The following is a 17,265-nucleotide window of genomic DNA, read 5'->3' on the forward strand; positions in this document are numbered from 1 at the left end:
GACCGCTTCGAGGAGCTGGTCGACGGATGAAGGAGAGCGACGATGTCAAGTGACCAGCCGAGCGACCCGCGCGGCGCCTCACGACACTAGAAGCCGGTCTCCAACGCCTCCAGCGGCAGCTCCTCGTGCGCGACGCCGCTGTCGATCGCGGCCTGGCGGACCGCTTGGGCGACGGCGTCGTGGACGGCGGGATCGAGCACGTCGGGGACCAGCTCGGACTCGACGGTGAGTCCCGCGAGCGCCCACGCGGCGGCGCGCTTCATCTCGAGGTTGATCGCGCTCGCGCCGGCCAGCAGCGCGCCGTGGAAGATGCCCGGGTAGCCGAGCACGTTGTTGACGCTGGTGCCGTCGGCGGCGAACGCGGCGCCGGCGGCGTACGCGGCGGCGGGCTCGATCTCGGGCGCGGGGTTGGTGAGCGCGAGCACGACCTGTCCGGGCCGGACCATCTCAGGCGTGATCAGGCCGGGCTTGCCGCTCGTCGCGACGATCACGTCGGACTCGCGCATGACCGTCTCGAGGTCGTGGATCTCCATCCCTCTCGCGGCCGCCTGGGCCTGCGCCTGGGGGTTCGGGTCGGTCGCCAGCACACGGTGCACGCCGGCGTCGTGAATCAATGTCGCGATGCCGAAGCCGGCGGCACCGAGGCCGATCTGCCCGACGACCGCCTCGTCCAGGCGCTTGTCGACGTGGCGGCAGGCGGCGATCGCGGCGGAGAAGGTGACGACCGCGGTACCGTGGACGTCGTCGTGCATCACCGGCTGCGGCAGCGCCTCGATCAGCCGGCGCTCGATCTCGAAGCAGGCCGGCGCGGAGATGTCCTCCAAGTGGATTCCGCCGAAGCCCGGCGCGATCCGCACGACCGTCTCGACGAACTCGTCGACGTCCTTCGTGTCGACGAGGATCGGCACCGCGCTGATGCCGACGAGCTGGCTGTAGAACAGCGACTTGCCCTCCATCACCGGCATCGCCGCGACGGGGCCGATGTCGCCGAGGCCGAGCACGCGCGTGCCGTTGGTGACGATCGCGACGCTGCGGCCGATCGAGGTGAAGCGCGCGGCCAGCTCCGGGAAGTCCGCGATCGCCTGCGAGACGCGCGCCACGCCGGGCGTGTACACGTCGCGCACGTCCTGGTTCGATCTGATCGTGCGCTCGCCGACGACCTTGATCTTGCCGCCGTCATGGGCCAGGAACGCGCGGTCGTGGTACCAGCTGACCGTCACGTCCTCCAACGCCCCGAGCCCCGCCGCCAGCTCGTCCGCATGGGTCTTGTCCCGCACCTCGACGGTGATCTCGCGCAGCGCCTCGTGGCGCGCGACCGAGATCGTCGCGATGTCGCCGATCAGCCCGCCGTGCTCGGCGATGCGACCGGCGACGATCGCCAATTGCCCCGCCCGATGGGGAATGCGCAGACGGTAGGTGCAGTCAAGTGCCATATCAGTCGCCTCGTCGTGGAATGCGAATAGGTCAGCAGACGACGGCGCCGCGTGCGTTGCGGGCGTGTTGCGCGGCTCAGCCGACGAGCCGCACGACCGCGCCGCTGAGGCTGACCGCGTAGACGCGCCCGCGTCCGTCGGTGCCGAACGAGACGAGGTACGGCACGCGCAGCGCGAGCCGGCGGTCGCCGTGGGCGCGACCGGCGCGGTCCAAGCGCGCCGCCCACAGCCAGCCGCTGCAGACGTCGCCGTAGAGGTAGCTGCCGGCGAGCCGCGGCAGGCGCGGGTCGCGCACGACCAGCCCGCCCACGACCGCGCACCACTGGCGCGAGTGGCGATGGACGATCGCCGGCGCGACGTAGCCGGGGATCGTGCCGCCGCCGCGCCGTTCGCGCCCCTCGACGCGGTCCCAGCCGAAGTCCGCGCCGAGCGCCCGCTTCACCGGCAGCGCGTCGACCTCCTCGAACGCGGTGTCGCCGACGTCGCCGATCAGCAGCAGCCCGCTGGGCCGGTCGAACGAGAAGCGCCACGGATTGCGCAACCCGCGCGCGGCGATCTCGGGGCGAGCGGCGGGCACGTCGGCGGGCGCGTCGCCCGGCAGCGTCGTCGTCGCAAGGTACGGGTTGTCCGCGGGCACCCGGTACGGCCGCTCGACGCGCCCGCCGCGCGGGTCGATCCGCAGCAGCTTGCCGTGCAACGAGCGGAGGTCGCGGCTGGAGGCGGGCTCGTCGTCCTGCCCGGTGCTGATCCACAGCATGCCGTCGGGACCGAACTGCAACTGCCCGCCGTGGTGCTGGAGGCTGACGCGGCCGAGGTCGATCACGGTGCGGCGCCTGCGCGGATCGATCCGGTCGGGATCGCGTGGATCGCGCTGCAACCCGTCGACCCGCAGATGGCCGCGGCGGTCGACGAAGAAGGCGTAGAGCAGCCCGCTGCGCGCGTAGTCGGGTGCGAACGCGAGCGAGAACAGCCCCCGCTGGTCGACCGTCTCCGGCCCGTGCGGTCGCACGACCTGCCGGCTGAGATCGGCGAACGGCCGCCGCAGCGTCCGCCCGTCCCTCACGATCCGCACGAGGCCCCGCCGCTCGACCACGAAGACCCGCGCGCGGTCGCCGGCAGGCGCGGTGACGGCGACAGGCTGGGCAAACGTGCCGACCGTTTCGAGGCGCGCGGGCGCCGCGGCGGCGGCCATCCCCGATCCGCCGCTCGCTGCCACCACGACCATTGAGAGGACCAGAGCTGCCGACAGCCGCATTCGCACGCCCTCAATCTCGCATGTCGGGACCATCGCGGTCGCGCCACTGCGATGATCGCGGGCCGAGATGCCCGCCCTTCCCATCCATCGCTTCTGCGGCCGCGACGGCGCGTCGCTGGCATACCGGGAACTGGGCGAAGGCCGCACGGTGGTGCTGATCCACGGCTTCCTCTCGACCGCGACCGTCCAGTGGATCCTCCCCGGCCACGCCGCCGCGGTCGCCGCTCAGGGCCGCCGCGTCGTGATGCCGGACCTGCGCGGCCACGGCGACAGCGCGAGGCCCCACGACGCCGCCGCCTACCCCTCCGACGTCGTCACCGACGACGCCTTCGCGCTGATCGAGCAGCTCGGCCTGACCGACTACGACCTCGGCGGATACTCGCTCGGCGGCCGCACGACGGTGCGGATGCTGGTGCGCGGCGCGACCCCGGGCCGCGCCATCGTGGCCGGCATGGGGCTCAACGGCGTCGCCCGCACCGCCAGACGCGAGCGCGGCGACGCGTTCCGCCGCGTCGTCGCCAACTTCGGCACGATCGAGCCGGGCTCGCCGGGATGGGAGGCGCAGGCCTTCATGCAGCGGATCGGCGCCGACCCCGTCGCGCTCGGGCACATCCTCGGCCAGTCGCTCGACACCCCGCCCGAGGCCCTCGCCCGCATCACCACCCCCACGCTCGTCGCGATGGGCGCCGACGACGACCCCGCCGACGCCGAAGCCCTCGCCACCGCCCTCCCCCACTCCCGCTGCGAGATCGTCCCCGGCGACCACGTCACCGCCGCCTCGGCGCCGCAGCTCGGCGCGGCGATCACGGCGTTCCTGACGACCACCGCGCCGCCGCGGCGCTAGCGTGTCGGAGATGTCAGATCCGGGGATTCGCGGGTCCGACGGGGAGCGCGAGCAGACAGTCGAGCGGCTGCGGACGGCCGCCGGGGAAGGGCGGCTGACGCTGGAGGAGCTGGCAGACCGGATCGAGGTCGTGCTCGACCTGCGCGAGGCGCACGTGCCGGCGAGCGAGATCCTGATCGAGGCGAAGACGATCTTCGGCACGTCGAGCTGCTCGTGCCGGAGGGCGTCTACGTCGAGGTCCGCGGTCGCGCGTTCTTCGGCGACGTCAAACAGCAGGCGGGGATGGTGGCGCAAGCCGCGCGCGACGCGCGGGCGATCCGCCCGTTCACGACGTCATCCCGAACCGCCGCAGGAACAGCGCCTCGGCGAGCGCCGTGCGCTCGATCTCACCCGGGTCGACGCTCTCGTTCGGCGCGTGGATCAGGCACTTCGGCTCCTCGACGCCGAGCAGCATGATCTCCGCCTCGGGATAGGTGTCGGCGAAGACGTTGCAGAGCGGGATCGAGCCGCCCTGGCCCGCCCGCGCCAGCGCTCGCCCGAACGCCTGCTCCATCGCGCCGCGCATCGCCTCGAACGCCGGGCCGTCGAGCGCGCCGGCGAACGGGTCACCGGTCCCGCCGCGCACCAGCTCGCAGCGCAGCCCCCACGGCACGCGCGCCCGCAGGTGGGCGACGAGCGCGTCCTGGGCGGCCTTGCCGGTCGTGCCGGGCGGCACGCGCAGGCTGACGCGCGCGCGGGCGGAGGCCTGGATCGCGTTGGCGGAGCCGATCACGGACGGCACGTCGATCCCGACGATCGTCGCCGACGGCCGCGCCCACAGCATGTCGGCGACGGCGCCGTCGCCCGTCAGCGCGACGCCGTCGAGCACGTTCGCGTCGCTGCGGAACTGCTCGCCGGCGTACTCGACGCCGTCCCAGCGGCCGCTCGCGTCGAGCCCGTCGACGGTCGTGTTGCCGCGTTCGTCGTGGAGCGTCGCGAGCAGCTGGATCAGGCCCGCGACCGGGTCGGGCGCCGGCCCGCCGAACATGCCGGAGTGCATCGCGCTGGAGAGCGCCCTCAGCGTCACGTCGACTTCCGCCATGCCGCGCAGGATCGTCGTCAGCGTCGGCACGCCGACGGCGAAGTTGCCGGTGTCGGCGACGACGATCGCATCCGCGCGCAGCAGCTCGGCGTTGGGCGGCACGAACGCTTCCAGCCCGCCGGTCCCCTGTTCCTCGGACCCCTCGCAGATGACCTTGATCCCGCACGGGAAGCTGCCGCCGTACACCTGCTTCAGCGCCCGCAGCGCCGTCAGGTGCATCACGACGTTGCCCTTGCAGTCAGCCGCGCCGCGCCCGTACCAGCGGCCGTCGGCGCGCTCGGTCAGCTCCCAGATCGGCGTCTCCCAGGCGTCCTCGCCGAGCGGCGGCTGGACGTCGTAGTGGCTGTAGAGCAGGACTGTCGGCGACCCCGCCGGCCCGGGCGCGCAGCCGTGCACGGCTCTGCTGCCGTCGGCCGTCGGCGCCGCCACGACGTCGCCCAGCCCGACCTCCGCAAACGCACGCGCGACCCACTGCGCCGCCTGCTCGCACTGCTCCGGCGGCTCGATCTGCGGATCCGCGACCGACCGCAGCGCGACCAGCTCCGCAAGGTCCGCGCGCGCCCGCCCCATCGACGCAGCGACAGCATCCCGCAGCGCCGCGTCCTCGTTCGACTCAACCCCACCGGAAAGCTCGCTCATAGCGACGGCACACTATCGGCGGGGGCGAGCGCGATCCCGCGACGGCGCGCCCGCCGCCGCCGTCAGCGCGACGGCGCCGGCTGCTGCGAGATCCACTTCAGGATCGCGCGCGAGTGGGTCACGACGGTGCCGTCGGGGAGCACGAGCGCCGGCAGCTTCGTGTCTCCCGTCACCTCACGCAGTTGCTCCCGCGAGCCTCTGCGCAGGAACGGGATCGGGTTGCCCGCGGCGGCGATCACTCTCGCGTAGGGGATCCCGGCCGCGTGCAGCGCCTCCTGGACGCGGCGGCACGGATGCACGCGCGGACCGCTGTCGTCGCCGTCGCAGACGTACAGCGTCGGGATCCCGGCGGCGGCCGTCACCGTTCCTGCGTCGCTCGGCGTTCGTTCGTCGGGGTGGCTGGTCATCGCTCGTCCTCCGCTCGTGGTCGGTCCTTCAATGACCGCCGCGACGCGCCAGACTCATCGCGCGGCCCGCCGTTCCTGTCATGCGGACGTACTGGTTGAACGCGCCGAGGAGGCAGGCTTCTTCGCCGTCGTGCGCCTCGCTGACGATCAGCTGATCCAGTTCGCCGAGCCGCCGGTCGAGCACGCCGAGGCGCTCGCAGGCGTTGCCGTCACCGCGTTCATGGCGCGGCGCGACCCTGGCCTTGCAGCGGCCGCGAAGTGGAGCTCAGCCGCAGTTGCCGGAGGTGCCCGCCGCCGCGTTCAGCAGCCCGCCGATGCGCAGGTCGCGCAGAACCGGTCTCGGCGCGCGCTTGCGCCAGTAGGAGCACGACGAGATCCCGCCGCCACCCGTGCCGACGACCTTGAAGTTGGTCCCATGCGGTCTCGGCCGCTTCACCAGCGCCCCGGAGAACCCCTCGCCTATGGCATTCGCCCATGCGAAGCGGGGGTTGCGCGTCGAGACGCGCGCGCCGGAGTAGCGGCATGGGCCGACGGGCGTCGGGCACACCTCCAGCGCCAGCCGCTTGATCGCCGTCCCCTCCGCCCGTGTCGGCCGCCGCGCGGCCTCCGCGGACGGGACGGCAGCGCAGAGCGCGCCTGCGACGACCGCCAGCGCGACCAGCGAGCTGTTGCGTGTGAACCCCACCTGGCGCGCAAGCATGGTGGCCGCCACGCCGTTTGACAACCACCGGCGTCCGCGAGCCGACACGCGCGCCGCGGCGCAATGCAGCGCGCTTGAACGAGCCCCGCCGGAGCCGCTCGCCGTTAGCCGCCGCCCGTCGCGGGCATGACAAGCGGCGATGCGACGGCTAGGGTCGACGGCGAGCCGCCAATGAGATCGAACATCCAGAGCGGCGCCGCGTTCCGGCGCCGACGACTGACCGCTGTGGCGGTGGTGCTGGTGCTCGGCGCGGCGATCGCCGTCGCGACGGGCGCGATCGGCGGTGCCGACGACGGCACGGAGCAGGCGGCGAGAGCGGCGAAGGCGAAAGCCGCCCAGCTGCCGCAGCTCCCCGGCGGAGGCCGGCGGATCATTCCCGACCGGCGCGTCGTCGGCTTCTACGGCCACCCGACCGACGACGAGCTGGGCGAGCTGGGGATCGGCTCACCCGATGCGGCCGGACGCAGACTGCTGGCGCAGGCGGAGGCTTACGAGCAGGCGAGACGACCCGTCCTGCCTGCGTTCGAGCTGCTCGCTTCGATCGCGACCGCCGATCCCGGCGAGACGGGCGACTACTCGCTGCGCACCGACGACGCGACGATCGGCCGCTACCTGCGGGCGGCGCGCAGAATCGGCGCGATCCTGATCCTCGACATCCAGCCCGGCCACGCGGACTTCATGACCGAGACGAGACGGCTGCAGCGCTGGCTGAAGGAACCCGACGTCTCGCTCGCGCTGGACCCGGAGTGGAAGGTCCCGGAGGGAGCGGTGCCGGGCCAGGAGATCGGCGCCACCACCGCCGCCGACGTCAACGAGGTCTCCTACTACCTCGACATGCTGACGAGAATCAACCAACTGCCGCAGAAACTCCTGCTGATCCATCAATTCACCAACGACATGATCGCCGACGAGCAGCAGCTGACCCAGCGCCAGTGGGTCGCCGTCTCGCTCAACATCGACGGCTTCGGCACCCGCTCGGTGAAAACCTCCAAGTACCGCGAGTTCGCCGGCCAGCTGCCATGGCCGGCGAAGGGCTTCAAGCTCTTCTACAGAGAGGACGAGGGCCTGATGACCCCGCAACAGGTGCTGCGGCTGCGACCCGCGCCGAGCATCGTCGTGTACGAGTAGGCCAGCGGGGGAGCAGGCGCGCCGCGACGGCCGGCGTGTCGCGCGATTTCATCGCGTCTGTTCGGGAATCGCTGCGTGGGTATGGTTGGCGCGACCGCGACATGTCAGAGGTTTCGGTGCGGACGCGAACGTACGTCTTCGAGCAGGGGACATCTCACAAGTTCTGGGCCGTCGCGGTTGACGGCCCGGTCCTCGTGACCCGCTGGGGCCGCGTCGGCACCGACGGGCAGGAGAAGCAGAGAGCGTTCGCCGACGGCGCCGCCGCGACGGCGGCCGCGGACAAGCTCGTCGGCGAGAAGACGCGCAAGGGCTACGTGGCCGACGCGAGCAGCACGATCGCGTTGCGGGCCGACGCCGGCGCGGTGCCGGCCCCGCCTCGCGCCGCGCGCCCCGCCGCCGACGCCCAGCCCACCAGCCCGGGTGCCGTCCCGCCCGCCCCCGGCCCCGCCGACCGCTCCGCGATCGAGCTGACGCCGCAGGAGCTCGCGCTGCCGTCGTGGCTGCCACTGCCGCCGCCGCTGCAGCGCAGCGACGCGCCCGTTGACGTCGCAGCGGTCAGACGCGGCTTGAGAGGCACCCGTCACCACTGGGGCTGGTGGCACTGGGCCGATTCGCCGTTCGGCGACGACGTCTCCCCCGCGACCGCCGCGTTCTGGCTGCGCCTCGCCTATCACGGCGGGCCCGAGGTACGCAACCGCAGACCGGCCGAGGCGCTGCGCGCCGAGCTCGAACGCGGCCTCGACGTCGAGCTCTCGCGCGACGACATCCTGCGGCTGAGCGGGGACTCGCAGCTGCCCGAGGCCAATCGGCTGCCCGCCGCGCTGGCGCTGCTGCCGGCCACCGACATCGTCGAGGTGTTGATCGGCGGGCTCGGCAGACAAGACGGTCATTCGGCGCAGTGGGACTGGGCGGCACGCGCGCGCACGCTGCTGCTGCCGCTGCTGTCGGAGGCGGATCGCGCGTCGCTGCGGGAGGCCGTCGAGCGGTCGCTGCGTCCGCAGCTCTCCAACCCCGACGACGTCTACGGCCTGGAGCTCACGCTCGCCGGCGCGCTCGGCATGCACGAGGAGGTCGAGCTGGTCGTGGCGACATGGCCGGACAACTGGCTCGGGGAGCTGTACGGCAGCCGTATCGGCCACATGTGCGAGCTGCTCGGCCTCGCGACGGCCGAGCGCTTCGTCGAGGAGGCCGTCCGGCTCGGCCTCGACATGAGCCACGAGGTGGGCGCCGCGACATGGCTCGCGGTGACCGGGACCGACCGCCTGGACTGGCTTCAGCGCACGCTGCTGCGCTCGCCCAACCGCGGCGAGGCGAGCGTCAACGCGCGCGCCTTCTTCCGCCGCGTGCACCATCCCGCGATGGCGCCGGTCGCGCTCGCCGGCCTCGGCTCACGCGCGCCCGACGCGGCGCGCGCATGGCTCGACGACCACCCGGCCGAGGCGGTCGCCGGGCTCGCCCCGCTGCTGTCGCGCAGCGGAGCGTCGGCGGACGCCGCGCGTGACGAGCTGCGACGGCTGCTGCGCACGTCCGCCACATCCGACGCGAGCCGGCGCGCCGCGGCGCAGCTGCAGGGTCCCGCGGCCGAGCGTGTCGCGGCGCTCGCCGCGGCAGCCGAGTCGATCGGCGGATCCACGCTCGAACAGACCCCGGCCTGGCTGGAGGCGACGGAGCCGATCTCCGGACGGCTGCCGGGCTGGCTCGACCCCGCGGCGCTGCCGCCGCTGCTGCAGCGCGACGGCGAAGCCATGCTGCGGGAGCAGGACGTCGTGCGGCTGCTGCTCGCACTGAAGCAGTCGGTCGACGACGTGCACCCCGCCGCCGCGGCCCGCGCCGAGCTGTCCCCCGCCTCCGCGGACGAGTTCGCGTGGGCGCTCTTCAGCGCCTGGTCCGCCGCCGGCGCCCCCGCGCGCGACGCGTGGGCGCTGCTCGCGGTCGGCCAGCTCGGCGGCGACCGCTCGGCGCAGCGGCTGACGCCGCTCGTGCGCGCCTGGCCGGGAGAGGGCCGTCACTCGCGTGCGCGGACCGGGCTGCGCGTGCTGCGGACGATCGGCAGCGAGACGGCGCTGATGCTGCTCAACGGCATCGCGCAGAGACTGCGCTTCAAGGGACTGCAGAACGAGGCGCGCACGGCGATGGAGCAGATCGCCCGCGAGCGCGGATTGTCGCGCGCCCAGTTGGAGGACCGCATCGTGCCCGACGCCGGGCTCGACGCCGACGGCAGCCGCAGCTTCGACTACGGCCCGCGCCAGTTCTCGTTCGTGCTCGGCCCCCAGCTGAAGCCGATGGTGCGCGACAGCGCCGGCAAGCTGCGCGCCACGCTCCCACCGCCCGGCGTCAGAGACGATCCCGCGCTCGCGGATGCCGCGCGCGAGCAGTGGAGAGAGCTGCGCAGATTCGTCGCCGACACCACGAAGCTCCAGGTCATGCGGCTGGAGGACGCAATGGTGACGCAGCGCTCGTGGAGCGTCGAGGAGTTCACGACGTACGTCGCCCCACAGCCGCTGCTGCGCCACCTGGTGCGGCTGCTCGTGCTCGCGGCGTCCACGCCCGGCGCGCGCCGCACCTTCCGGCTGACCGACGAGGGCGACCTCGCCGACGCCGACGACGCCCCCTTCGCGCTCGCCGCTGACGAGCGTGTGACGATCGTGCACCCGCTCCAGCTCGATCGCTCGCAGCGCGCGGCATGGAGCGAGACGCTCGCCGCCGACGAGATCGTGCCGCCGTTCCCCCAGCTCGGTCGCTCGGTCGCGGACCTGCGCGACGACGAGCTGGCGCAGCAGGACATCACGCGCTTCGCGACCGACCATGTCCCGCCGCGGACGCTCGTCGGGCTGCTCGATCGGCGCGGCTGGCACCGCGAGGGGATCGCCGACGGCGGTCTCTTCTCCAACCACGTGAAGGAGTTCCCGGCGGCAGGCGTGACGGTCACGGTCGAGTACGACGGGATCCCGGTCGGCTCGATGGAGGACGCCGACCCGCAGGCCGTCGAGCGCTGCTACGCCGTCGTGGGGTCGAGCGAGCGCGCGTGGGAGTTCGGCAGCGCGCGCGGTCAGGCGCTGCACTGGGGCGAGGTCGACCCGATCGTCCGCTGCGAGGTGCTCGCCGACCTGCTGGCGATCCAGGCGAAGGCGCTCGCATGAGCGGTGCCGTCGTGCGCGAGGAGCGCCAGCGGCCGCCCGCGGAGGAGCTGCACGCGGCCGAGCTCGCGCAGCTCGCCGCGCGCGACGGCGCCGCGCCGCGCCCGGCCGGCTGGCGGCTGACGCCGCGCTCGGTGCTCGCGTTCGTGCGCGGCGATGCGGAGCTGGGCGTCGCGCCGAAGTACGTCGGCTCGCGCGCGTTCGTCGAGCGCTGCGTCGTCGCGCTCGCGACCGACCGGGGCCTGATGCTGGTCGGCGAGCCCGGCACCGCGAAGAGCCTCCTGTCGGAGTTGCTGGCAGCGGCGATCAGCGGCGATTCGACGCTCACGATCCAAGGCTCCGCCGCGACCACCGAGGACGCGATCGCCTACTCGTGGAACTACGCGCTGCTGCTGGCCGAGGGCCCCAGCGCCCGCGCGCTCGTGCCGGCGCCGCTGCATCGCGGGATGAGCGCCGGAGCGATCGTCCGCTTCGAGGAGATCACGCGCTGCGCGATCGAGGTGCAGGACGCGCTGCTGGGGATTCTCTCCGAGCGCGCGCTGGCGATCCCCGAACTGGACGGCGACGCGCGCACGCTGTTCGCCCGGCGCGGCTTCAACGTGATCGCGACGGCAAACACGCGCGACCGCGGCGTCAACGAGATGAGCGCCGCGCTCAAGCGCCGCTTCAGCTTCGAGACCGTCCTGCCGATCGCCGACCCGCAGGCGGAGCTGGAGCTGGTCGAGCGCGAGGCCGACCGCCGGCTCGCGGTCGCCGACGTGCCGCTGCGAACCGCCCCGGAGCTGACGCAGGCGCTCGTCACCGCCTGCCGCGAGCTGCGCGCCGGGCGCACCGAGGATGGCGCGGCGCTGGAGCCGCTGTCGTCGGCGATGAGCACCGCCGAGGTCGTCTCCGTCTGCTTCGCCGCCTGTGCCCAGGCGCACTGGTTCGGTGCCGGCGAGGTCACCGCCGATCACGTCGTCACGCAGCTCGCCGCGACCGCCGCCAAGGACGACCCGGCGGACGTCCTGCGGCTGCGCCACTACCTGCGACGCGCGACCGACGGCCACGCCGGCGACGCCTGGCATGCGCTGGACGCGGCCGCCGAGCAGCTCGCCGGGCCGTGAACGCCGAATTCCGCGTCGTCGGTGTCCGTCACCACAGTCCGGCGGCCGCGCATGCCGTGCGGGAGCTGCTGCGCCGCGACCGACCCGCGACGGTGCTCGTCGAGGGTCCGTCCGACTTCAACCCGCGCATCGGCGAGCTCGCGCTCGACCACGTCCCGCCGATCGCGGTCTCCTCCTCGCTGCTGCTGGACGGCGTGCGCCACACCGCCCACCACCCGTTCTGCCGCCACTCGCCGGAGTGGATCGCGGTGCGCGAGGGGCTCGCGCTCGGCGCGCACGTCGCCTTCATCGACCTGCCGTGGCGTGAGCTCGCGCGGACGGAAGGCTCCGTGCCGACGGTGCGAGACCGCTACGCCGACGACGACGACACGCTGCGCGCCCAGGCGCTGGCCGCGTTCTGCGCCCGTCTCGGCGTCGACGGCCTCGACGCGGCATGGGATCGGATCGCCGAGGTCGAACCGCACGCCGACGCGGCGACCTACCTCACGCGCACCGACCAGCTGTGGGACGCCCTGCGCTCCCTCGACGGGCACGTCGACCCGCTCACGGCCCGGCGCGAACGCGCGATGGCCGTGCACGTGCGCGCGGCGCGAGCGCTGCATCCGGGGCCGGCGCTGGTCGTGGTCGGCGGCCTGCACGCACCGGCGCTGCGGGCGGCGCTGGCCGTGGCCGGTGACGACGAGGGCGCGGCCGCGGGCGCGGCCGCGCGCGATGCAGCGGACTCCGCGGCCGCGGATGCCTCCGAGCGCGGCGCAGCGACGCCGACGACACTCGCCCTCACCCCCTACGACCATGCCCGCCTCGACCGCACCGCCGGGTATGGCGCCGGGCTGCCGAGCCCCGGCTTCTACGATCGCGCATGGGCGGCGCGCGAACGCGAGGACGGCGAGGAGACGGCCGCCGAGCGGGTGCTGGCGGAGGTCCGCAGACGACTGCACGCCCGCGGGCAGGCGATCTCGACCGCCGACCTCGTCGTCCTGCACACGACCGCCGTCGCCCTCGCGCGGCTGCGCGGGCATGCTCAGGTGTGGCGGACGGACCTCGCCGACGCGGTCCTCAGCGCGCTCGTGAAGGACGAGCTGGCGCTCGGGCTGCCCGTGCCGGCACTCGACGCGCTGCACGAGGTGCTGCGCGGGAGCGGGCGCGGACGGCTCGCCGCGGACGCGCCGCTGCCGCCGCTCGTGCGCGAGCTGGCCGAGCGGCTGCAGCGGAGCGGGCTCGCGCCGACGACACGGATCCGCACTGTCGCGCTCGACCTCGCGTCGCCCTCGGACCTCGCCCGCTCGCGCCTGCTGCACGCCGTCACCGTGCTCGAACTGCCCGGCTTCCAGCTCGTGCGCCGCGACGACGCCGACGCGCACGAATCGTGGGAGCTGCGCCAGGCGGTCGACTACGAGACGGCGGCGATCGACGCAGCCAGCTACGGAGCCGGCGTCGAGGAGGCGGTCGACGCGCGACTGCGCGAGCGCGTCGCGTCGCTCGCGCACGAGGCAGGCGCCGCCGCGCTGTTGCTGGAGCAGGCGCTCCGCTGCGGCGCCGATGCGCTCGCGGCCCCGCTGGCGAAGCAGCTCAGCGAGGCGATCGAGACCGATCCCGACGCCGGCTCGGTGGCCGACGCGCTGTGGGCGCTGCTCGACCTGCAGCAGCGTGAGCGCCGCATCCGCGGCAGCGGCGAGGCCGCGATCGGCCGGCTGCTGCGCAGCGCATGGGAGCGCGTGCTGTGGCTGCTGGATCCGATCACCGGAGCGCCGCTGCGCGAGGCGACCGGGCTGCGCGCGGTCGCCGCCGTGTTGGAGGCGTTCGAGCGGGCGGGCCCGGCCGCGGGACTCGACGCGGTCGTGCTGCACGCCGGTCTGCGCCGTGTCGCACACGCAACTGCCGTGGAGCCGGGCGTGCGCGGTGCGGCGCTCGGCGTGCTCTGGGTGCTCGGCGAAGCGGACGATGTCGCGGCGTTCGTCGACGTGACGGCGGCGGCGGATGAGCTCGGCGACCTGCTGTACGGGCTCTTCACGCTCGCGCGTGACGTGGTCGCGCGACGCGACGATCTGCGCGCGGCGGTCGACGCCGTCGTCAGCGGGCTCGACGACGAGGGGTTCCTCACCGCGCTGCCCGCGCTGCGGCGCGCCTTCAGCGTCTTCACACCACGCGAGAAGGACACGCTGGCACGTGCGTTGACGAGAGCAGGGCGCGGGGTGCGAGCGCGGCACGACGACCTGGTCGTCGCCGGCGACGCGGACACGAACGCCGTGGCGCCCGGCGACGCGGCCACGGCCGGCGCCACGGTCGCGGCGATGACCGCCCTGGAGCGCCAGCTGGACGACCTGCTCGCCCGTACCGGCGTGGAGTGGCCGTGACGGCCGCCGTGGAGACGCGTCTGGCACGCTGGCGGCTCGTGCTCGGCGTCGAGGCGGACGACGCGCTGGGCGTCGCCGACGCCGATCGCGCGACCGACGCCGCGACCGACGCCGCACGCGACGCGGCGCTCGCCTTCCTCTACGACCGCGAGCGCGACGCGGTCCGCAACGTGCGCCGACGTCCGGCGGCGCAGCAGCTGGGCGCCGACCTGGGGCCGTCCGACCCGTACGTGCCGGCGTGGATCGCCTCCGTCCACGAGCTGTTCCCGCGGCGCGTGGCGGAGCGGATCGAGCGCGACGCGCTGGAACGGTACGAGCTGCTCGCGCTCGTCACGGACCCGGCGGTGCTCGCCCGCGCTGTGCCGAGCGTCGCGCTGCTGAAGGCGATCCTGACGACGCGACACCTGATGGCCCCGGAGGTGCTCGCGCAGGCGCGGCAGATCGTGCGGGTCGTCGTGGACGAACTGCGCCGCAGCCTGGCCGCACCGGTCGCCTCGGCATTGCAGGGGGCGCGCGATCCGCGCACGCGCTCGCGTCGCCGCGTCGCCGCCAACTTCGACGCCGCTGCGACCGTCCGCGCGAACCTCGACCGCTGGGATCCGCAGGCGCGCCGCCTGGGGATCGCGCGACCGCTGTTCGCCGCGCGCACCCGTCCCCACACCGATCGGTGGCAGGTCGTCGTGCTCGTCGACCAGTCGGGCTCGATGGCCGACAACGTGATCCACGCCGCCGTGACCGCGTCGATCTTCGCCGAGCTCGGCAATCTGATGCGCACGCACCTGATCGCGTTCGACACGGAGGTCGTCGACCTCACGCACGCGTGCGACGACCCGACCGAGGTGCTGATGCGCGTTCAGCTCGGCGGCGGGACCGACATCGCGCGCGCCGTGCGCCACGCCGCCACCCTGTTGGAGCAGCCGCGCCGCTCGATCGTGGTGCTGATCAGCGACTTCTGCGAAGGCGGCTCGGAGGGCGACCTGATCGCCGCGGTGCACACGCTCGTCGAAGACGGCGCGACCGTGCTGGCACTCGGGGCGCTGTCCACCGACGCGCGCCCCGCCTACGACGAGCGAATCGCGCGGCGCCTCGCCGACGCCGGCGCCGATGTCGGCGCGATGACGCCCGGTGAGCTGGCCGAGTGGGTCGCCGAGCGAGTCAGCGCATGACCCGCCGAGACCTGCTCTCGCTGACCGACGACGACCTCGCCGCGCACTCCACGCGCGGCGCCCTGCGACGTGCACGCCATGACGTCGAGGCCGGCGCGGTTGAAGTCGAGGAGCAGCCCGACGGCACGGTCGCGGCGACCGTCGGCGAGCATACGGTCGCGCTGGCACCCGGTGTCGCGCTGCACGACGGGCACTGCACCTGTCCCGTGCTCGGCGTCTGCCGTCACGTCGTCGCGGTCGTGCTCGCCTACCAGGCGCTGCACGACACACCCGACCCGGAGCCCTGGGATCCCGGCACGCTCGACGACGCCACGCTGGCCGCAGCCGCGGGCGGTGGCGGCGCCGCCCGTGCCCGGCTCGCCCCGCCCCCAGCCGGCAGGCGCGCCCTCGCGCGTGCCCGCGCCCGCCTCGCCGCGGGCACGACCTGGACGCTAGCTCGCGGCATCCGCCCGTGGGCGACGCTGCACGACGAGGACCGCACGGTCGTCTTCTCCGTGCCGCACGCGATCGAGCACGCGCGCTGCTCGTGCTCCCAGCCGATGCCGTGCTCGCACGCGCTCGCCGCGGCGCTGGCCTTCCGCGAGCTGCCGGCCGCGTCGACCGCGGGCGTGGTCGAGACCGCGCGCACGCCCGGCGCGCCGCCGCCTCGCGACGCGCACGACGCGCTGCGGCGGCTGGTCGAGCACGGCGCCGCGGGCGGCGGCCGGACGCTCCCCGGCGAGCTGGCCGCCGCTGCGCAGGCGTGCTGGCGCGCCGCGCTTCCCTCCCCCGCCGCCTGCCTCGACGAGCTCGCCGAACTGGTCCGCCGCCATCACGCGGGCGACGCCTCCTACGATCCGGTGACGCTCGCGGAGACCGCCGGGGAGGCGGCTTTGCGCCTGCGCCTGCTGGAACTCGACGCACCCTGGCCGCCGCGCGCGTTCGTCGCCGGCCTCGAGAACCAACCGGCGCGCGACGTCGGCAGCGGACGACTCGTCGGGCTCGGCACCTCCGTGCGACGACGCGGGCGGACCGTCGATGTCGTCGCTCACCTCGCGGCTGTCGGTGACGGGACTCCGTCGGCGCTGCTCTCGACCACCGTCGATCCCGTGCCGCCCGTACCGGCACGTTCGTTCACGGCACTCGCGGCGGCGCACGTGCGCGACGTGCCGCTGCGCGCTTACGGCGCCGGCCAGGTCGTCGCGCAGGGTGCGCGCCGCAGCGCGGACGGTCGCATCTCGTTCGGGCGCAGCCCGGTGTCGGTGACGCCGCAGGCGTTCGCGTGGAGCGAGCTGCTGGGCCCCGCCTTCTGCGACCACGCCGCCAGCGTGCAGGCCCTCGCGGCGACGCGGCAGCCCGCGTCGCTGGCGCCACGCCGCGCGGCCGACGCACCGGTCGCGCTGGCGCTGGCGGGAGTCCGCGACAGCGGCTTCTCCCACGCCGCCCAAGCCGTCGTGATCAGCGCGCGCGATCGACGCGGTGACACGGTCGTCCTGCGCCACCCCTTCCTCTCGCGCGCCGCCGCCGGGACCGAAGCGCTGCTCGCAGCGCTCAGCGGCGAAGAACGGATCGTGCTGACGGCGGGTCATGTCCGTTCGCTGGACCCACTCGTGCTGGAACCGACCGCCGTCGTGATGGAGGGACCTGACGAAGCGCGCCGGATGCTGCAGCCGGCGACCGACGCGTTCATCTCCGCCGCACCGCCGACCGACGCCGCCCTCCGACCCGTCCCCGCCACGTCCGCCGAATCCGCCGCCACCACCGTGACCGCTTCGCTGGAGCGTGCGCGCACGCTGCTCGGCGCGCTGCTGACGACCGGCGCGCAGCGCGCCGATGCAGAGCTTGCGCAGCAGGCACGCGCCCTGGCGGAGGACCTCGCGCGGCTGCGCTCGAACCGTCTCCACACCGCCGCCCGCCGACTTCAGATCGCGCTGGAGGACGCGCGAGCAGCCGGGCGCGGCGACTCCCAGCCGGTCGTCGCCGCCGCGCTCGCCTTCGCCGCCCTCACGCGTCTCGCGCGCGACCTGTCGTGACCG

At 74.3% G+C, this 17,265-nt stretch carries 13 protein-coding genes and 1 pseudogene; 8 read left to right on the forward strand and 6 right to left on the reverse strand.

Going from position 1 to position 17,265, the window contains the following annotated elements:
• Nucleotides 1-86: 86 nt before the first annotated feature.
• The gene (locus Q7L65_RS01565) at nucleotides 87-1,433 is read right to left on the reverse strand and encodes an NAD-dependent malic enzyme (RefSeq protein WP_304718456.1); all 1,347 of its coding nucleotides are present in this window, start codon (nucleotides 1,431-1,433) and stop codon (nucleotides 87-89) included.
• 76 nt (nucleotides 1,434-1,509) lie between these two features.
• Nucleotides 1,510-2,658 carry a sorbosone dehydrogenase family protein gene (locus tag Q7L65_RS01570; RefSeq protein ID WP_304718457.1) on the reverse strand — a complete coding sequence of 383 codons (1,149 nt, stop codon included), beginning with the start codon at nucleotides 2,656-2,658 and terminating at the stop codon, nucleotides 1,510-1,512.
• Nucleotides 2,659-2,755: 97 nt separating this feature from the next.
• Here Q7L65_RS01570 and Q7L65_RS01575 point away from each other — a divergent pair, with 97 nt between their 5' ends.
• Together Q7L65_RS01575 and Q7L65_RS27635 are read left to right on the forward strand one after the other, a co-directional pair.
• Nucleotides 2,756-3,532, forward strand: coding sequence for an alpha/beta fold hydrolase (locus Q7L65_RS01575; protein ID WP_304718458.1), 777 nt, complete (start codon nucleotides 2,756-2,758; stop codon nucleotides 3,530-3,532).
• Between the two features lie 10 nt (nucleotides 3,533-3,542).
• Nucleotides 3,543-3,656: pseudogene (locus Q7L65_RS27635) on the forward strand (DUF1707 domain-containing protein); the annotation flags it as partial.
• Nucleotides 3,657-3,857: 201 nt separating this feature from the next.
• On the opposite strand, the gene Q7L65_RS01580 reads toward Q7L65_RS27635, so the two are convergent.
• The 4 genes from Q7L65_RS01580 to Q7L65_RS01595 all read right to left on the reverse strand — a co-directional run bounded on the left by Q7L65_RS01580 (nucleotide 3,858) and on the right by Q7L65_RS01595 (nucleotide 6,344).
• Nucleotides 3,858-5,252 carry a dipeptidase gene (locus tag Q7L65_RS01580; protein WP_304718459.1) on the reverse strand — a complete coding sequence of 465 codons (1,395 nt, stop codon included), beginning with the start codon at nucleotides 5,250-5,252 and terminating at the stop codon, nucleotides 3,858-3,860.
• Nucleotides 5,253-5,314: 62 nt separating this feature from the next.
• Nucleotides 5,315-5,659 (reverse strand): glutathione S-transferase N-terminal domain-containing protein, encoded by a 345-nt coding sequence (locus tag Q7L65_RS01585; protein ID WP_304718460.1) that lies wholly within the window; start codon nucleotides 5,657-5,659, stop codon nucleotides 5,315-5,317.
• 28 nt (nucleotides 5,660-5,687) lie between these two features.
• The gene (locus tag Q7L65_RS01590; RefSeq protein ID WP_304718461.1) at nucleotides 5,688-5,843 is read right to left on the reverse strand and encodes a hypothetical protein; all 156 of its coding nucleotides are present in this window, start codon (nucleotides 5,841-5,843) and stop codon (nucleotides 5,688-5,690) included.
• Nucleotides 5,844-5,924: 81 nt separating this feature from the next.
• Nucleotides 5,925-6,344, reverse strand: a complete 420-nt coding sequence (locus Q7L65_RS01595; protein ID WP_304718462.1) for a hypothetical protein — start codon at nucleotides 6,342-6,344, stop codon at nucleotides 5,925-5,927.
• Between the two features lie 186 nt (nucleotides 6,345-6,530).
• Between Q7L65_RS01595 and Q7L65_RS01600 the strand changes: the two genes are divergently transcribed.
• From Q7L65_RS01600 to Q7L65_RS01625, 6 genes are all read left to right on the forward strand, one after another.
• A complete protein-coding gene (locus Q7L65_RS01600; RefSeq protein WP_304718463.1) occupies nucleotides 6,531-7,487 on the forward strand; it encodes a hypothetical protein in 957 nt (318 codons plus the stop codon).
• A 116-nt stretch (nucleotides 7,488-7,603) separates the two neighbouring features.
• Nucleotides 7,604-10,627 (forward strand): DUF4132 domain-containing protein, encoded by a 3,024-nt coding sequence (locus Q7L65_RS01605; protein ID WP_304718464.1) that lies wholly within the window; start codon nucleotides 7,604-7,606, stop codon nucleotides 10,625-10,627.
• Nucleotides 10,624-11,730, forward strand: coding sequence for an AAA family ATPase (locus Q7L65_RS01610; protein WP_304718465.1), 1,107 nt, complete (start codon nucleotides 10,624-10,626; stop codon nucleotides 11,728-11,730). Before Q7L65_RS01605 ends, Q7L65_RS01610 begins: the two co-directional genes overlap by 4 nt.
• Complete coding sequence (locus Q7L65_RS01615) at nucleotides 11,727-14,084, forward strand: DUF5682 family protein (protein WP_304718466.1); 2,358 nt, start codon at nucleotides 11,727-11,729, stop codon at nucleotides 14,082-14,084. The genes Q7L65_RS01610 and Q7L65_RS01615 overlap by 4 nt, the downstream gene beginning before the upstream one ends.
• Nucleotides 14,081-15,250, forward strand: coding sequence for a VWA domain-containing protein (locus Q7L65_RS01620; RefSeq protein ID WP_304718467.1), 1,170 nt, complete (start codon nucleotides 14,081-14,083; stop codon nucleotides 15,248-15,250). The genes Q7L65_RS01615 and Q7L65_RS01620 overlap by 4 nt, the downstream gene beginning before the upstream one ends.
• Nucleotides 15,247-17,262, forward strand: a complete 2,016-nt coding sequence (locus tag Q7L65_RS01625) for an SWIM zinc finger family protein (protein WP_304718468.1) — start codon at nucleotides 15,247-15,249, stop codon at nucleotides 17,260-17,262. The genes Q7L65_RS01620 and Q7L65_RS01625 overlap by 4 nt, the downstream gene beginning before the upstream one ends.
• The last annotated feature ends 3 nt before the right edge of the window (nucleotides 17,263-17,265 follow it).

It is taken from the genome of Conexibacter sp. CPCC 206217 (assembly GCF_030646165.1).
Classification (GTDB): domain Bacteria; phylum Actinomycetota; class Thermoleophilia; order Solirubrobacterales; family Solirubrobacteraceae; genus Conexibacter.